The sequence below is a fragment of the Halovulum sp. GXIMD14794 genome (assembly GCF_054457455.1).
Map to the genome: position 1 here is coordinate 53213 of NZ_JBTLNF010000002.1, position 15685 is coordinate 68897.

Here is a 15685-nt window from a genome sequence, read left to right on the forward strand (position 1 = left end):
GTGGAGGGATAGTGCGGTAGAGGGGACACTTCAATGTTCCCGCTTCAGGGGCGCACCCGAACCTCGCGCTCGCTTTTGTAGAGTGCGACGCTCAGGCCCAGGCCGACGGAGCCAGCGAGGGGGCGCTCGAAGAGCGGGCTGTCGCGATTGACCGCGCCGTAACGGACCTCAAGCCCGGCGCGGCCGAATACGTTGACGCGGTTCGTCAGATCGTAGCTGAAGCCGGCGCGGACCTCGGTTCCCATGTAGCCGCGCTCGGCGTCGTAGGCGGGGCGCCCGGCGCGGGCGAACTCGGGGTCGACCTGGTAGAAGTAGTCGTTGAGCCCCTGGTCGCCGTATTGAGGCGCCAGCGTCGCGTCCAGTTTCAGCCTTCCGTTGCGCAGGCCACGGCGCTCGACCTTCAGCTCGGGCTCGATGATCCAGCCGACGTAGTCGACCGAGGTCCAGTCGGTGGCGAACACCGCGCGGCCCTGCAGGAAGAGCTTCACGGTCCCGAGACCGTCCGCGAAGGTCGGCCCGTTGATCTCGATCTCCGGGCCCAGTTCGAACAGGAAGTCGAGGTCCGGCATGCCCTCGCGCGCTGCATTGCTGTCGCTGTCCGCCGCAAACGCGCCGCCGCCCGAGATGCCCAGTTCGTATCGGGGCGTCGCGACCGGGATGAACTCCGCCCCCTCGTCGCCGAGGCTGAACATGTCGCCGCGGTAGACCACATAAGGAAACGGCAGCCAGTTGAAGCTGCTTTCCTCGGCGCCGGGGAAGTCGGGGCCGTAGACGCCGATGGTCCCCAGCCGGACCTCATAGAGCGGTTCGATCCGGAAGTTCGACACGTCCTGGGCGGCGACGGCGCTCGCGCACAGGGACAGCGTGGCGGCAATCAGGGCCTTGGGCGTCATTCGGGCAGTCTCCTTACGGTGAATCCGCGGTCTTCCAGCAGGCGCAACAGCCCCGTCTCGCCGCCAAGGTGAAGGGCGCCGACGGCAACCACGCGATCACCCTCGGCCAGTTTCGGCTCCAGCGTCTCGATCCAGCGCAGGTTGCGGGTGTCGAGCAGCCGCCCGAACAGGGCCTCCTCCATCTCGGCGGCGCGTTCGGCGCCGATGTCCTGTTCCAATACGGCGCCGGCGAACGCCTGGATCGCCGCGATCTCGCCCGAGAGGTAAAGTTGCCGCGTGGTTTCGAGGTAATCCTCGGCAAGCGCGAAGGTCGGCAGCGAGGCGCGCAGCATCTCGACCTGGGCGTCGTAGGGCAGGGTGGCGAACAGGTCGAACACGTCCTCGAAGCTTTCGAGCCCGCCGACGGGCACCTCGTTCTCCTTGGCCAGCGCCTCGATCCGGCGGTCGAGAATCGTGCCGCCTGTCGCCATGTCCTCGATCAGGCAGGCGGGGTTCGACAGGGTGATGACCAGGTACCAGGGCGCCATGCGCTCGGCGATCTCGACGCCGATGCCATAGTCCCTCAGCAGCGCGGTAATCTCGGTGAACTCTCCTTCGGTGAGCGCGTCGCTCAGCAGCCGGCCCTCGGGAGCGAGGACCCGCGAGGGGTTCAGCAGAATCGAGCGCATCATGCGCTTTTCTTCGTCGAGCGTGACCTCGACGAGAAGTTCGCGGGCGCTCTCGACCCGGTCCAGCAGGGCCGGGGGTGGGGTGGCGACCTCTTCGTCGGCCAGGTGAATCGTGCCGAAGAGGACCGAGGTCGCGCCATCGCGCTCGACTTCCCAGAACCGGCCCTCGCCATAGGGCGTCGCGTCGGCCTCCGCCGCGATCCCGGCGGCGAACGCCTCGGACCAGGTGGCCGCGAGGTCGCGCCCGTCGCAGGCCGCCGCGGCGAGGCCGGGCGCCAGCAGGCCTGCGATCAGGGCCGGAAAAAGTCTGCCGCGCATGGGTTGTACCCCCGTGGTCGGATCGATAGGTCCCATGCAACCTAGCCGTGCCAATCCTCACGCGCCATGTCGATCGATGGGGATTAACGGCCCGTGATCCTCTTGACACACATTTCCGCGATCCTTATTTCGGCTGCGTTAGCACTCAAGGGTGGCGAGTGCTAACGACTGGGAGGCCACCCGGGTTTTGGACTGCTTGAGAGGAGCAAACTCCATGAACTTCACCCCTCTGCACGACCGCGTTCTCGTCCGCCGCATCGAAGGCGACGAAAAGACGGCCGGCGGTCTGATCATCCCCGACACCGCCAAGGAAAAGCCCGCTGAAGGCGAGATCATCGCTGTCGGCGCTGGCGCCCGTGACGAAGACGGCGAGCGCATCCCGATGGACGTCAAGGCCGGCGACCGCATCCTGTTCGGCAAATGGTCGGGCACCGAGATCAAGATCGACGGCGAAGACCTGCTGATCATGAAAGAAAGCGACATCCTGGGCGTGCTGAGCGATTCGGCCGCGTCGGCTGCCGCCTGATCCACGCTTTCGCTTTCTGACAAACGGAGATTACGAACATGGCCGCTAAGGACGTGAAATTCGACACGATCGCGCGTGACAAGATGGTCAAGGGTGTCGACACCCTCGCCAACGCCGTCCGCGTGACCCTGGGCCCCAAGGGCCGCAACGTCGTTATCGACAAGTCGTTCGGTGCCCCGCGCATCACCAAGGACGGCGTCTCGGTCGCCAAGGAAATCGAACTGGAAGACAAGTTCGAGAACATGGGCGCCCAGATGGTGAAAGAGGTTGCCTCGCGCACCAACGACACCGCTGGTGACGGCACCACCACCGCGACGGTTCTGGCCCAGGCCATCGTCAAGGAAGGCATGAAGTCGGTCGCCGCCGGCATGAACCCGATGGACGTCAAGCGCGGCATCGACATCGCCGTCTCGAAGGCCGTCGAGCACATCAAGTCGGCCGCTCGCGACGTGTCCGGCACCGATGAAGTCGCCCAGGTCGGCACCATCTCTGCCAACGGCGAAGCCGAAATCGGCCGTCAGATCGCCGACGCGATGCAGAAAGTCGGCAACGAAGGCGTCATCACGGTCGAGGAGAACAAAGGCCTCGAGACCGAGACCGACGTGGTCGAGGGCATGCAGTTCGACCGTGGGTACCTCTCGCCCTACTTCATCACCAACGCCGACAAGATGACCACCGAGTTGGACGATGCCATCATCCTGCTGCACGAGAAGAAACTCTCGTCGCTGCAGCCGATGGTCCCGCTGCTCGAGTCGGTGATCCAGTCGGGCAAGCCGCTGCTGATCATCGCCGAGGACGTGGACGGCGAAGCGCTGGCGACCCTGGTCGTCAACAAGCTGCGCGGTGGCCTGAAGATCGCTGCCGTCAAGGCTCCGGGCTTCGGTGACCGTCGCAAGGCCATGCTGCAGGACATCGCGATCCTGACCGGCGGCCAGGTGATCTCGGAAGACCTCGGCATGAAGCTCGAGAATGTCACCATGGACATGCTCGGCTCGGCCAAGAAAGTGTCGATCACCAAGGACGAGACCACCATCGTCGACGGTGCTGGCGAGAAGGCCGAGATCGACGCCCGCGTCGCTCAGATCCGCTCGCAGATCGAGGAAACCACCTCGGACTACGACCGCGAGAAGCTGCAGGAGCGTCTGGCCAAGCTGGCTGGCGGTGTTGCCGTGATCCGCGTCGGCGGTGCGACCGAAGTCGAAGTGAAAGAGCGCAAGGACCGCGTCGATGACGCGCTGAACGCTACCCGTGCCGCCGTTCAGGAAGGCATCGTGGTTGGCGGCGGCGTCGCCCTGGTTCAGGCTGCGAAGTCGCTGGCCGGTCTCGAAGGGATCAACAGCGACCAGAACGCCGGTATCGCCATCGTGCGCCGCGCGCTGGAAGCTCCGCTGCGCCAGATCGCCGAGAACGCCGGCGTCGACGGCGCCGTGGTTGCCGGCAAGATCCGCGAGTCGGACGACTTGGCCTTCGGCTTCAACGCCCAGACCGAAGAATACGGCGACATGTTCAAGTTCGGCGTGATCGACCCCGCGAAGGTCGTCCGCACCGCGCTGGAAGACGCCGCTTCGATCGCTGGTCTGCTGATCACCACGGAAGCCATGGTTGCCGACAAGCCCGAGAAGCCGGGCGCCGGCGGTGCCGCTGGCGGCATGCCCGACATGGGCGGCATGGGCGGCATGATGTAAGCCGACCCGGCTTGGAATACCGGAAAGGGCCGCGCTCGTGCGGCCCTTTTCTTTTGCGGTATCAGCGGGGTAGGGCAAAATCGCCGATCGGTGTCCGGGGGCGACCGATTACACTACGCTCACACCTTGTACCCCACCCATACACATCCCCCGGACATGATTGTTCTACGCGTGCATAATGTCTGCACTAGGAAGCGATCATGGTTTTTACGGCGCAAACTGTGCCCTCGCGTGAGGGAATGTGGCGCGCTCGACTCGCCTCACGGGCGACGTAGCGTGCCGCGCGCCGAAACGTATTTCAGCCCGGCAGGCCAAGCCCGCCGAGCGCGATGACAGCCACGGCGACAGCGACGAGCGCCCGGGGCAGACGCGGTGCGACGACCAGCGGTTGATGAATCCGCTCGGGCGTCGATGGCGCGCCGCTCAGCCAGCGGGCGCGCGTGGCGGTGGCGTGAACCAGTTCCTCAGGGCGATATGTCATCTCAGACCTCCGATCATGTCCGGCAGACGTTGCCGCTTTCCGATCGTGCCCCGGTCCTGCCGCATGCGGGCAGTCACGCGAATGGAGCGCTCCAGATTCTTTTTCTGTACTGGAGCGCGCGGCCGCCGCTGGGATACCCTTGTTTCAAGGGAGGTGCGTAATGACCCTGAAGCCTTATGGCGTCTACTGCCCGATCTCGAAGGCCTGCGAAGTGCTGGAGCCGCGCTGGACGATCCAGATCCTGACGGAGCTCTGGTCCGGGTCCACCCGGTTCAACGAGATCCGAAGGGGCGTGCCCGGGATCTCGCCCAGCCTGCTGTCGAAACGCCTGAAGGATATGGAGCAGGCCGGGTTGATCGAGAAGGTCGAGGACCCGGCGACCGGGGCCATCGATTACCTGCGCACCGACGCCGCGATCGAGCTGGAGCCGGTGCTGGACGGGCTCGGCGCCTGGGCGCAGCGCCACGTCGCGCCGGATGTCGCGCTGGCCGAGAGTGATGCGCCGCAGCTGATGTGGCAATTGCGGCGCAAGGTCGACCCAGAGCATCTGCCGGACCGCCGCACGGTGGTGCGCTTCCATTTCACCGATGTGCCCGGCGGCGAGGACAAGTTCTGGCTGGTGGTGCGCCCCGGTGTGCCGGTCGATCTCTGCCGGTTCGATCCGGGCTACGAGGTGGACCTTTATGTCGAGACCGAGGTGCGCTCGCTGGTGGCGGTCTTCCTGGGGCGGTCGACCTCGGCGCGCGAGGTCGAGGAGGGGCGGCTGTTCTTCTCGGGCAGCGGCAGGCTCAGCCGGTCCTTCGACCGCTGGCTGCGGCAGAGCAACTATGCGCGGACCCCGGGAATCGCGAAGGCCACGGCATGGCCGCCGCGACCCTCGGCGTGAGCGTTCAGCGAAGCCCGGTTTCTTCCAGAAGGCCGCGGCGCTTGGCTTCGTAGTAATACCCTTGCGAGTACCACTTCACCGCCTGGTCCGGGCTGCCGTCCGACACCATCCAGGCGCCCCGCAGGTACCTGACCGCGTAGCGCAGGTTGGTCTCGGCATCGAGCAGGCCCGATGGCGGGCCCTTGTAGCCCATCGTCCGCGCGGTCTGCGGGTGGATCTGCATCAACCCGTAGTAGGGACCGTTGCGTGCCTCGGGTCGGTGGCTGCTTTCGCGCACGACCACCCGCTGCACCAGCGAAACCGGCACCTGGTTTTCCTGCGCCGCGTCGACGATCATCGAGCGCAGTTCGGGTGTTTCGTTGGGATAGAGGGGCGATGCGACCGCCGAACTGCGGCTGGGGGCATCGCTTCCGCCGCCACAGGCCGCAAGCGCCAGGGCGGCTGCGACCAGCACGGCACGGGGGAGGATGGGGGGCACTGCCATTGCCTCTTGCTCTCTTGAACCGGGTTGTTGGCAGAAAGAATACCCCGAGCCGCGCGCCTCGCCCAGTGTTTCGATCCGCACACTGGGCGGAACGCCGCCGATCCGTGCCCGGGCGTTGCCTTCAAGACTCAGTCCGGCGGCGCTTGGCCGATCAGATTGCCGATCCTTGCACCGATGTCGGCCCAGGCCTCGGCATCGAACGCCGGTCCGAGCTTGCGGGCGAAGGGATCGAAATTGCCTTCGATGCGAAGGTGCGCAAAGCCGTGGATCAGGCTCCAGGTCAGGACAACGTCCATCGCGAGGTCGCGTCCGGCATCGGGGTCCGCCATCTCGTCCAGGGTGACGGGCTGCTGCCCACGGGCCAGCGAGATGATGTTCGTCATCGAGGTGAAGCAGCCGAACGCCTGCTTGCGCAGGTCCGGATTGTCGAAATCCACAAGGTCGCGCCGCATCATCAGCCGGAACCGGCCCGGCTTGTCCTGCGCGAACCGCGCATATACCTGCCCGAGCGCGCCGAAAACCTCGGCGGGGCGGTCGGCATGGTCGGCGCGCACCGCCTCGGTCTTAGCTGTCAGTGCCGCGAAGCTTTCGGCGGCAAGCGCGGTCAGCAGCCCGCGCAGGTCGCCGAAGTGATGCGCGGGTGCGGCGTGCGAGACGCCCGCCGTCCGCGCGCAAGCTCTCAGGCTGAGTGCCGAGAGCCCGTCGCTGTCGATGATCCCGCCCGCCGCCTGAAGCATCGCGCGGCGCAGGTCTCCGTGGTGGTAGTTGGTCATGTGGCATCCTTGCGCGCCGGGAAGGGCGGCTGCAAGCGAATCTTGACACTGTAAACATTTTGCCTGATCTTGACGATGTCTAGATTGCGATGAGACAGCCTTTCACAGTCACCTCTTCCAGCCACGGGGGCTTCAGATGACCACCCGCATACCCAGGATCGGACTTGGCTACGGCCTGTTGGCGCTGCTGGCCACGGGCATCGCGCTTTACGCCGCACACTACTTCGTCACCGGGGCCACCACCGCGCCGCCCGGGATCGACGACAGCGTCCGAGCCCGGCCTCTGGCCTTCTACGCCCATATCGGCGGCGGCGCGCTGGCACTGGCGATTGGCGTCTGGCAGTTCCTGCCGCGCACCCGCCGCTCGCGCTGGCATCGCTACGCGGGGCGGGCCTATGCCACCGGCTGCCTCGTCGGCGGGATCGGAGGACTGGTGATCGCCCCCTACGCACAGGGCGGGCTTGTCGCGCAAACCGGGTTCTTCCTGCTCGGCCTGCTCTGGATCGGCACCACGCTACGCGCGTGGCAAATGGTGCGTGCGGGGCGGATCGCGCAGCACCGGGTCTGGATCTACCGCAGCTTCGGGTTGACCTGCGCCGCGATCACCTTGCGGCTGATCCTGCCCGCCGGCATGGTCCTGGGCGTACCGTTCGAGCCGCTCTACGCCTTCACCGCCTGGGCCTGCTGGCTGTCGAGCCTTGCCATCGCCGAGGCGACGCGGCGCCTGATCGACGCCCGACGGGCCGCTCCGGAAGGGTTTGCACCTGCCTGATCGGTTTGAGCCGTATCAATTCGCCGTGCCGCGCATGTGCTATCAATGGGGAAACGTTCGCGATCTTGGGGGTATTCAATGCGACGTGCTTTCTCCGCTGCACTTACGGCGTGTTTTCTGGCTGCACCTGCCTTTGCGCAGCCTGAGGAGGCGGTGCTCGACATCGGTGGCGACCGCTTCGCCGCCGGACGATCCGTGGTTTTCGCCGGGATCGAAGGTATCGATGACCTGTTCCTCGCCGGCGAGACCGTCCGCGTAAGCGCCCCGCCCGAGGGGACTGCGCACCTGCTCGGACGCTGGCTGCGCATCGAGGCGCCGATCGCCGAGTCGCTCTATGCCGCTGGGGTCGAGATGACGCTCGAGGCCCCGGTGCAGGGCGATGCGATGCTATTCGGCTACGAGATCGAGGTCGAGGCTGAGGTGGGCGGCGACCTGCGTGTCGGCGGATCGGAGGTTTCGGTCTCCGCTCCCGTTGCGGGGTATGCGCTGCTGACCGCCGAGCATCTTGACCTCGATGCCGCCATTGCCGGGGATGCGGTGATCGCCGCGCGCCGTGTCGATTTCGGCGACGCCGCCCGCATCGACGGGGCGCTGACGGTCTGGACCGACGATCCAGACGATTTCGAAGTACCCGAGCGCGTTGCCCCGGCCGACCGGGTCACGATCCGCGACATCCGCGACTACGAGCACGGCGGCATGGGTGACATGATTGATCCGCGTCCCTCGGTCTGGGCCGTCATCGGCAGCTTCTTCGGAGGCGTGCTGGTTGTCGCCGCTGTGGCTGCGCTGGCCCTCGCACTGATGCCCGACCGGGTTCGCGCATGGCGCAGACTGGCGCTGGCGCGGCCGTGGCGGGCGCTGCTGTCGGGGTTCCTCGTGACCTCTGCGCTCGTCGGCAGCGGCTTCGTGCTGGCGCTGACGCTGGTCGGCATCCTGCTGATCCCGCCGATCCTGCTCATCACCGGGTTCGTTCTGTTCGCGGGCTACGTTCTGGGCGTCTACGTGCTGGGCGCGGGCGTGTGGCAGGGTCTGGGGCGCACGGTCCCCGTGCATTTCCCCGGCCGCATGGGCATCGCGGCTCTTGGCGCGGTCCTGACCGGGATCGCCGCACTCGTCCCGGTGCTGGGCTGGTTCTTTGTCCTTGCCTTGACGCTCTGGGGTGTCGGAGCGCTGGTCGCCGCAATGATGCCGCGCGAGCCGGTGCTGAATCGCGGCGATCTGGTCTGACTACCAGCCGGGGCGCGGCAGCAGGTTGACGCGGTCCGTGCTTCGGCTTCGCCCGCCCCACAGGTCTGCCCGCGCGCCAAGCGCGTCGTAGAGATGCGCCATCAGCGCCCGGACCCGCGCGGTATTGCGCAGGTCCGGGTGTGTCAGCACCCAAAGCTGCATGTCGAGGCTTTCGACCGGGTCGCTGACCCGCAAAAGGCGCGTGTCGGGATCGCCGACATAGCAGGGCAGGAAGGTCAGCCCCAGGCCCTCGGCCCCCGCGTTCTGCACCGCCCGCGTGGTGCGGCACTGGAATACCGCTTGCGCGTCCCCCTCGTCGCGGGACTTCCACACCAAGGGCACCAGCCAGCCGGCGGTGCCCTCGATCAGGCAGAAGGCCTGCTCGGAAAGGGGGCGATCCGGCATCCCGGATATGTAGCGGGGGCTGGCGTAAAGCGCGAAGCGGAAGGCGCAGATCCGACGTCCATAGGCGGTCTCGGGCGCAGCCTTGGTGGCGCGAATGGCGATTTCGGCCTCGCGCCGGTTCAGGTCCAGCGCGCCGTGACCGGGGCTGACGTCAATTCGGATCTCGGGGTGCGCGCGGATGAACTCCGCGAGCAGCCCGGGTGCGTGTTCGCTGGCAAAGGCTTCGGGGCAGGTGACACGGACCCGCCCGCTCAGCCTCGTGTCATGCCCGAGGATCTCGCGACCGAGCGCGTGGACCTCGCTTTCGACGCGCTCGGCGTGCTCCAGCGCGGTGCGCCCGGCATCCGTCGGCACGTAGCCGTTGTCGAATGCGTCGAAGAAACGGACGCCGGTGCGCGCCTCGATCGCCTTGATGTTGCGGTAGATCGTGCTGTGTGTCTTGCCCAGCGTTCGGGCCGCCCCGGAGAGGCTGCCCGCGCGACCGATGGCGAGGATGATCGCAAGGTCGCCCCACTCCAGCTCGCGCCGGGTTTCCTGCATGTCCGTGGTCTGTGGCGTGAGCCGGGGCATGAGCGGGACCTGTGCATTTTTGCAAAGCTGGACCCCGATAATGGCGAATTCCTCGACAAACATAAACAGGCGATGCTGTTCTCAGGGTCGGATGCTCCGGCCTCGACCAGACAGGAGGAAGTCAGATGATCGTCCAGTTCGTGCAATTCGAGACCGCACTTACCGAAGAAGAGGTCGTCGCCGTCGCCAACGCGCGCCTGCCGCAGTTCCGCGCCATCCCCGGGCTGGTGCAGAAGTACTACCTCAAGCTCGACAAGCCGAACCACTACGGCGGCTTCTACATCTGGGAGTCGCGCGAAGCGCTGATGGCCTTTCGCGAGTCGGAGCTGGCCAAGACCATCCCCTCGGCCTACCGGGTGGTCGGCGCACCCGATGTCGACATTCACCAGTTGCTCTTCCCGCTGCGGGAGGGCGCGATCGCCGGGCAGATCACTGAAACCGCTTAAGTGCTAGCGGATCAGCCGCTCCAGCCCGTCGTAGACCGGGGCGGTGACATCGTCGAAGGCCATGCTTGTGAGGGTATCCGGCTTGAACCGGATGCCCGCCATTTCGCTTCGCGCGAAAAAGCGACGCTCGGTCACCACGGCCTCGGGATCGGTCCAGGCCGGGTCCAGCCGCCCGCCGGTGATCTCGGCGCGGAAGAAGACGTCGACCTGGTGGAAGCCGTCGTCCGGATTGTGGAACTCGTTCATTCCCACCGGCAGGCCGGGACTGACGCGCAGGCCGGTTTCCTCCCAGACCTCGCGGGCGAGGTTGTCCGTCAGGCTCGTACCCGGCTCGGCCCCACCGCCGGGGGCGCACCACAGGTCGCTTTCCCCGTTTGGATAGGCGTTGACCAGCAGCAGCCGGTCCTGGTGCAGGATCAACGCGCGGACGGCCAGTCTGATGGGGCGTTTGGTCATGCGCCCTGTCTCGCACGCGATCACGGGTGCGGCAACCGCGCTTGCGGGGCGCCGGGCGCAGGCACATAGTCGCGCGCATGCGGATCTTCGCCCTGACCCTTGCCGCCCTCGTGGCCTTCGCCGCCAACTCGATCCTCAACCGTGCGGCGCTTGCCGGGCAGGGGATGGATCCGGCCGTCTTCACTGCGATTCGGATCGCCTCGGGCGCGGCGGCGCTGGCGCTGCTGGTTGCGTTGCGCGGAGGCCTCGCGGCCTTGCCGCGCGCGGGAAGCGCGATCTCGGCGGGGGCGCTGCTGACTTATGCGGTGTTCTTCTCGTTCGCCTATGTGACGCTGGACGCGGGCGTCGGTGCGCTGCTGCTCTTCGCGGGCGTGCAGATCACCATGTTCGCCGGCGCCGTGCTGGCCGGGCAGAGCCCCGGCGCCTGGCGCTGGGCGGGTTCGGGGCTCGGGCTGGCCGGGCTCGCACTGCTGTTCCTGCCGGGCGCGAACGCGCCGCATGCCGGAGGCGCCGCGATGATGCTGGTCGCCGCCGCCGCCTGGGGCGTCTATTCCCTGCGTGGGGCCAAGGCGCGCGATCCGCTGCTGACCACGGCGGGCAATTTCCTCTGGGCGGCCCCTGTCGCGCTGGCCCTGCTGCTGCTGGCGGAGGCGGGGGCGCCGCTGACCGGCGCGGGTGTCGCGCTGGCGGTGGCCTCGGGCGCGCTGGCCTCGGGGGTCGGCTATGCGATCTGGTACGCCGCGCTGCCCTCGCTCGAGCCCAGCCTAGCCGCCGTCGCGCAGCTGACCGTTCCCCTGATCGCTTTGGCGGGCGGCATCCTGTTCCTGAACGAGACCGCGACGCTGACATTCGCCATCGCCGCCGCGCTGATCCTCGGCGGCGTCGCGCTGGCGGTCTACGGCCCGAGGCTGGTGCCCGAGAAATCCTGACGGCACGGAAGCTGCGTCCGTGCGGCCACCCGGTGCTTCACCTGCGAAACAAGGGGATTGCGTGGCTGGTAGCGCATGCGCAAGATCGGCCCACCGAAAATGCAGCGGAGGGACGGCTGATGGCCGGAGAGAACGACAAGTTCGAGGTCTACCAGGACAAGCAGGGCAAGTATCGCTGGCGGCGCACCGCGTCGAATGGCCAGATCGTGGGCGCGGCCTCCGAGGGGTACAACTCCAAGGCCGACTGCGAGAAGAACATGAACCGCGGTCCGGTCGCCACGGACAAGTGGGAATTCTACACCGACAAGAAGGGCGAGTACCGTTGGCGGCGCAAGGCGTCGAACGGCCAGATCGTCGGCGCGTCCTCGGAAGGCTACACCAAGAAGTCCGACGCCGAGGCCAACGCCGCGCGTCAGGGCTACACCGGCTGATATCCTCACGCAGGGGCGCGCGGCCTTCCAGCCGCGGCCCCATTCCCCGAAGTTTCTGCTAGACTGTCCCCGCCCGGCCCAGCGCCGGAAGTCAGGGGGACAATAATCATGGACATTTCCGCCACTCGGCAGACCTCGGGACGCGGCCGCCTTTACGACAGCGTGCTCGAGACGATCGGCGACACGCCCGCGATCCGCATCAACCGCCTCGCGCCCGAGGGCGTGACGATCTACGTCAAGGCCGAGGCATTCAACCCGGCCGCTTCGGTCAAGGACCGGCTGGCGATCGGCATCATCGAGGCCGCCGAGCGCGAAGGCACGCTCAAGCCCGGCCAGACCGTGGTCGAGGCGACCAGCGGCAATACCGGCATCGGGCTGGCGATGGTCTGCGCCGCCAAGGGCTATCCGCTTGTGGTGACCATGGCCGATAGCTTCTCGATCGAGCGCCGCCGGCTGATGCGCTTTCTGGGCGCCAAGGTCGTGCTGACGCCGCGCGCCGAGAAGGGCTTCGGCATGTACCGCAAGGCGGTTGAGCTGGCCGAGGCGCATGGGTGGTTTCTGGCCCACCAGTTCGAGACCCCCGCCAACGCAGCGATCCACGAGGCGACGACCGCGCGCGAGATTCTGTCGGATTTCGACGGCCAGCGGCTGGACTATTTCGTCACTGGCTACGGCACCGGCGGCACGGTGACCGGCGTCGGCCGGGTGCTGCGGCGCGAGCGGCCCGAGACGAAGATCATCCTCAGTGAACCGGCGAACGCCGCCATCGTCGGCTCGGGGCACAAGCAGGCCCGTTCCGCCGACGGTGCCCCCGCCGAGAGCCACCCGGCGTTCGAGCCGCACCCGATCCAGGGCTGGACCCCGGATTTCATCCCGCTGGTCCTGCAGGAGGCCATCGACGACGGGCTTTACGACGAGTTGATCCCCGTCGCCGGTCCCGACGGTATGGCCTGGGCGCGGAAGCTGGCGCAGCAGGAAGGGATTTTCACCGGCGTCTCGGGCGGATCGACCTTCGCCATCGCGATGCAGATCGCCGAGAAGGCCGCGCCCGGCTCGGTGATCCTCTGCATGCTGCCCGACACCGGCGAGCGCTATCTCTCGACGCCTCTGTTCGAGAACATTCCCGAGGACATGGACGAGGAAGAGCGCAAGATCTCGGAATCGACGCCGGGCTTCCAGATGGGCTGAGAACGCGGGCGGTCAGCCGCCCGTGATCTCCACCAGCGTCTTCATGGCGCTGGGCGCGTCCGAGAGCGCCTCGAACGCGGGCTGGATCTGCTCCAGCGGCACCACATCGGTGATCAACGCGGCGGCATCCACCGCCCCCGCGCCGATCATCGCGATGGCGCGCTCGTAGTCCTGCGGCTCGTAGACCCGCGCGCCGATCAGCTCCAGCTCGCGCCAGAAATAGCGGAACATGTCGATCTTCGGCTGCTCGGGATAGATCGCGACCATGACGATGCGTCCGCGCACGGCGGCGGCCTGCGTGGTGGCCTCCAGCCCCGCCTGCGCGCCCGAAACCTCGAAGATCGCGTCCGCGCCTTCGCCATCGGTGGCGGCTGCGATGCGGGCGGGCAAATTCTCCTCGGCTGGGTTGACGGTCTCGAACCCCATGCGAGCGGCCAGCGCCAACCGAGCCGGGTTGACCTCGGACAGGATCACCCGCGCGCCGCTGTCCCGCGCGGCCAGCGCCACCAGCATCCCGATCGGACCCCCGCCGACGACCAGAACGTCCTCGCCCGCCGCGACGCGGCCCCGCGCGACGGCATGGCAGGCGACCGCCAGAGGCTCGACCAGCGCGGCGGTCTTCAGCGGCACGTCCTCGGGCAGAAGGTGGATCGCGTGGGCGGGCACGGTCCAGATATCCGAGAAGCCGCCGTCGGTGTCGATCCCGAGGAACTTCAGCCGGTGGCAGACATGGGCATGCCCCGCCGCGCAGGCCGGGCAGTCGCCGCAGGATGCCAGCGGGCGCACGACAGCCTTCTGTCCCGGAGACAGCCCGGTGACGCCCTCGCCGACGGCCTCGATCCGGCCCGAGACCTCGTGACCCAGCACCCGCCGGTCACCGAGCCTGTGGGCCATTGCGCCGTGATAGATGTGCAGGTCGGTCCCGCAGATGCCGCAATAGGCAACGCGCAGCGCGACCTCGCCGGGGCCGGGCGGGGGCACCTCGCGGCTGGCGATCTGGAAACGGCGGTCGTGGAGGAAATGGGCGGCGCGGGCAGTCAGGGTCATGGGACGTCCGATGGGTCAGGGCAATCGGCGCGACCCTTGCCGGTTTCCCGCAGGTGCGCAAGCCTGCCTCCCCTTGTTCTTCCTGCTCAACCGGCTTACCTCGGTTGGGACAATTTCCGCAAAGGATGACCGAGCGATGAGCGAAGAGACGAAACAGGACGACCACAACCGCCCGGACCCGATCACCAACCTGCTGCTTGAATCGCGCCAGGTCATCATCTGCGAAGGCATCGACCAGAAGATGGCGAAGCGCGTCACCGCGCAGTTGTTGGCGCTGGCGGGGGACTCGGACAAGCCGATCACCATGTTCATCAACAGCCAGGGCGGGCATGTCGAGGCGGGCGACACGATCCACGACATCATCCAGTTCATCAAGCCGACCGTGCGCATGGTCGGCACCGGCTGGGTGGCCTCGGCCGGAACGCACATCTTCCTGGCGGCGAAGAAGGAAAACCGCTTCTGCCTGCCCAATACCCGCTTCCTGATCCACCAGCCCTCGGGCGGCGTCGGCGGCACCGCCTCGGACATCGAGATCCAGGCCGAGCAGATCGAGCAGATGCGCGAGCGTCTGGCCAAGATCATCTCGGCGACCACCGGCACCGACATCGAGCAGGTCCGCAAGGACATCGAGCGCGACAAGTGGATGACCACCGACGAGGCCGTGAAATACGGCATCCTGTCGAAGGTCATCACCTCGGCCGCCGAACTGGACTGACGCGCCTTCGGGGGCTGGCGCCGCGCCTGATGGCCGGCGCCGGAGCCTCCGGCGGGGATATTTGAAGAAAGTGGAAGGCGGGCGCGGGCGTTCGCCGGACGCTCAGTCTTCCATCGCGGCGCGGGCTTCGATCACCTCGAACGGGACGCCGGGTTCGTCCTTGGCGTTCCGGATCACCAGCGAGGTCTTGACGCTTGCGACGTTCTCGGCGGCGGTCAGTTCCTCGGTCAGGAAGCTCTGGAAGGTCGACAGATCCGGCGCGACGCATTTCAGGATGAAGTCGATCTCGCCGTTCAGCATGTGGCACTCGCGGACCAGCGGCCAGGACCGGGCGCGAGATTCGAAGGCCGACAGCGCCGACTCGGCCTGGCTGGTCAGGCTGACCATGGCGAAGACCTGAACCTCGAACCCCAGTTCGCGGGCGTTGACATCGGCGTGGTAGCCGCGGATGAAGCCGTTCTCCTCGAGTGTGCGGACACGGCGCAGGCAGGGCGGAGCCGAGATGCCGACGCGGCGCGACAGCTCGACATTGGTCATCCGCCCGTCGGCCTGGAGCTCTGCCAGGATCTTGCGGTCGATCGGGTCCAGCTTGAAGTTCGGCACGCGGCATTTCCTCCGGCGGTTTTTCCGATCTATTACGCAAGGTGACAGGGCTGCGCAAGAATATTTCATATTAGCGCAATATCGTTGAAGGCCCATGCGGCGATCACGAAAGCCGGGCGCTGCATGACGGGCATGCGAGCCGCGAATTGCGACGCGCGGGTGACGGGCCTATATAGGGACCC

General features: G+C 67.1%; 19 protein-coding genes. 10 read left to right on the forward strand and 9 right to left on the reverse strand.

Annotated features, from left to right (window positions below):
- Window positions 1–44: 44 nt before the first annotated feature.
- Window positions 45–893, reverse strand: a complete 849-nt coding sequence (locus ACW9UR_RS00810) for a MipA/OmpV family protein (RefSeq protein WP_458914992.1) — start codon at window positions 891–893, stop codon at window positions 45–47.
- Window positions 890–1879 carry a TraB/GumN family protein gene (locus tag ACW9UR_RS00815; RefSeq protein ID WP_458914993.1) on the reverse strand — a complete coding sequence of 330 codons (990 nt, stop codon included), beginning with the start codon at window positions 1877–1879 and terminating at the stop codon, window positions 890–892. The genes ACW9UR_RS00810 and ACW9UR_RS00815 overlap by 4 nt, the downstream gene beginning before the upstream one ends.
- Before the next feature lie 214 nt (window positions 1880–2093).
- Here ACW9UR_RS00815 and groES point away from each other — a divergent pair, with 214 nt between their 5' ends.
- Window positions 2094–2405 (forward strand): co-chaperone GroES, encoded by a 312-nt coding sequence (gene groES / locus ACW9UR_RS00820; RefSeq protein WP_458914994.1) that lies wholly within the window; start codon window positions 2094–2096, stop codon window positions 2403–2405.
- Window positions 2406–2443: 38 nt separating this feature from the next.
- Window positions 2444–4090, forward strand: coding sequence for a chaperonin GroEL (gene groL / locus ACW9UR_RS00825; protein ID WP_458914995.1), 1647 nt, complete (start codon window positions 2444–2446; stop codon window positions 4088–4090).
- Between the two features lie 298 nt (window positions 4091–4388).
- Here the strand turns inward: groL and ACW9UR_RS00830 are convergent, their stop codons facing one another.
- On the reverse strand, window positions 4389–4571 hold the full coding sequence (locus ACW9UR_RS00830) for a hypothetical protein (RefSeq protein WP_458914996.1): 183 nt from the start codon (window positions 4569–4571) through the stop codon (window positions 4389–4391).
- Window positions 4572–4731: 160 nt separating this feature from the next.
- On the opposite strand from ACW9UR_RS00830, the gene ACW9UR_RS00835 reads away from it, so the two are divergent.
- Window positions 4732–5457, forward strand: coding sequence for a winged helix-turn-helix transcriptional regulator (locus ACW9UR_RS00835; RefSeq protein WP_458914997.1), 726 nt, complete (start codon window positions 4732–4734; stop codon window positions 5455–5457).
- Between the two features lie 4 nt (window positions 5458–5461).
- Here the strand turns inward: ACW9UR_RS00835 and ACW9UR_RS00840 are convergent, their stop codons facing one another.
- Together ACW9UR_RS00840 and ACW9UR_RS00845 are read right to left on the reverse strand one after the other, a co-directional pair.
- The gene (locus tag ACW9UR_RS00840) at window positions 5462–5941 is read right to left on the reverse strand and encodes a transglycosylase SLT domain-containing protein (protein ID WP_458914998.1); all 480 of its coding nucleotides are present in this window, start codon (window positions 5939–5941) and stop codon (window positions 5462–5464) included.
- 128 nt (window positions 5942–6069) lie between these two features.
- Window positions 6070–6714 (reverse strand): TetR/AcrR family transcriptional regulator, encoded by a 645-nt coding sequence (locus ACW9UR_RS00845; protein ID WP_458914999.1) that lies wholly within the window; start codon window positions 6712–6714, stop codon window positions 6070–6072.
- 136 nt (window positions 6715–6850) lie between these two features.
- Here ACW9UR_RS00845 and ACW9UR_RS00850 point away from each other — a divergent pair, with 136 nt between their 5' ends.
- Both ACW9UR_RS00850 and ACW9UR_RS00855 read left to right on the forward strand, forming a co-directional pair.
- Entirely contained in the window at window positions 6851–7486 is a 636-nt protein-coding gene (locus tag ACW9UR_RS00850) for a DUF2306 domain-containing protein (RefSeq protein WP_458915000.1), read from the forward strand.
- A 78-nt stretch (window positions 7487–7564) separates the two neighbouring features.
- Entirely contained in the window at window positions 7565–8713 is a 1149-nt protein-coding gene (locus tag ACW9UR_RS00855; protein WP_458915001.1) for a hypothetical protein, read from the forward strand.
- Here the strand turns inward: ACW9UR_RS00855 and ACW9UR_RS00860 are convergent, their stop codons facing one another.
- Complete coding sequence (locus ACW9UR_RS00860; protein WP_458915002.1) at window positions 8714–9688, reverse strand: LysR family transcriptional regulator; 975 nt, start codon at window positions 9686–9688, stop codon at window positions 8714–8716.
- 125 nt (window positions 9689–9813) lie between these two features.
- Here ACW9UR_RS00860 and ACW9UR_RS00865 point away from each other — a divergent pair, with 125 nt between their 5' ends.
- Window positions 9814–10134, forward strand: a complete 321-nt coding sequence (locus ACW9UR_RS00865) for a hypothetical protein (protein WP_458915003.1) — start codon at window positions 9814–9816, stop codon at window positions 10132–10134.
- A 3-nt stretch (window positions 10135–10137) separates the two neighbouring features.
- On the opposite strand, the gene ACW9UR_RS00870 is transcribed toward ACW9UR_RS00865, so the two are convergent.
- Complete coding sequence (locus ACW9UR_RS00870) at window positions 10138–10590, reverse strand: NUDIX domain-containing protein (protein WP_458915004.1); 453 nt, start codon at window positions 10588–10590, stop codon at window positions 10138–10140.
- Between the two features lie 77 nt (window positions 10591–10667).
- Here ACW9UR_RS00870 and ACW9UR_RS00875 point away from each other — a divergent pair, with 77 nt between their 5' ends.
- The 3 genes from ACW9UR_RS00875 (at window position 10668) to cysK (ending at window position 13138) form a co-directional block, all read left to right on the forward strand.
- Window positions 10668–11519 carry an EamA family transporter gene (locus ACW9UR_RS00875; protein WP_458915005.1) on the forward strand — a complete coding sequence of 284 codons (852 nt, stop codon included), beginning with the start codon at window positions 10668–10670 and terminating at the stop codon, window positions 11517–11519.
- 119 nt (window positions 11520–11638) lie between these two features.
- A complete protein-coding gene (locus ACW9UR_RS00880) occupies window positions 11639–11950 on the forward strand; it encodes a YegP family protein (RefSeq protein ID WP_458915006.1) in 312 nt (103 codons plus the stop codon).
- A 108-nt stretch (window positions 11951–12058) separates the two neighbouring features.
- Window positions 12059–13138, forward strand: coding sequence for a cysteine synthase A (gene cysK, locus ACW9UR_RS00885; protein ID WP_458915007.1), 1080 nt, complete (start codon window positions 12059–12061; stop codon window positions 13136–13138).
- Window positions 13139–13150: 12 nt separating this feature from the next.
- Here cysK and ACW9UR_RS00890 read toward each other — a convergent pair whose 3' ends face one another.
- Window positions 13151–14185, reverse strand: a complete 1035-nt coding sequence (locus tag ACW9UR_RS00890) for a zinc-dependent alcohol dehydrogenase (protein ID WP_458915008.1) — start codon at window positions 14183–14185, stop codon at window positions 13151–13153.
- Window positions 14186–14321: 136 nt separating this feature from the next.
- On the opposite strand from ACW9UR_RS00890, the gene ACW9UR_RS00895 reads away from it, so the two are divergent.
- Entirely contained in the window at window positions 14322–14900 is a 579-nt protein-coding gene (locus tag ACW9UR_RS00895; protein WP_458915009.1) for an ATP-dependent Clp protease proteolytic subunit, read from the forward strand.
- Between the two features lie 102 nt (window positions 14901–15002).
- On the opposite strand, the gene ACW9UR_RS00900 is transcribed toward ACW9UR_RS00895, so the two are convergent.
- A complete protein-coding gene (locus ACW9UR_RS00900) occupies window positions 15003–15503 on the reverse strand; it encodes an Lrp/AsnC family transcriptional regulator (RefSeq protein WP_458915010.1) in 501 nt (166 codons plus the stop codon).
- Between the last annotated feature and the right edge of the window lie 182 nt (window positions 15504–15685).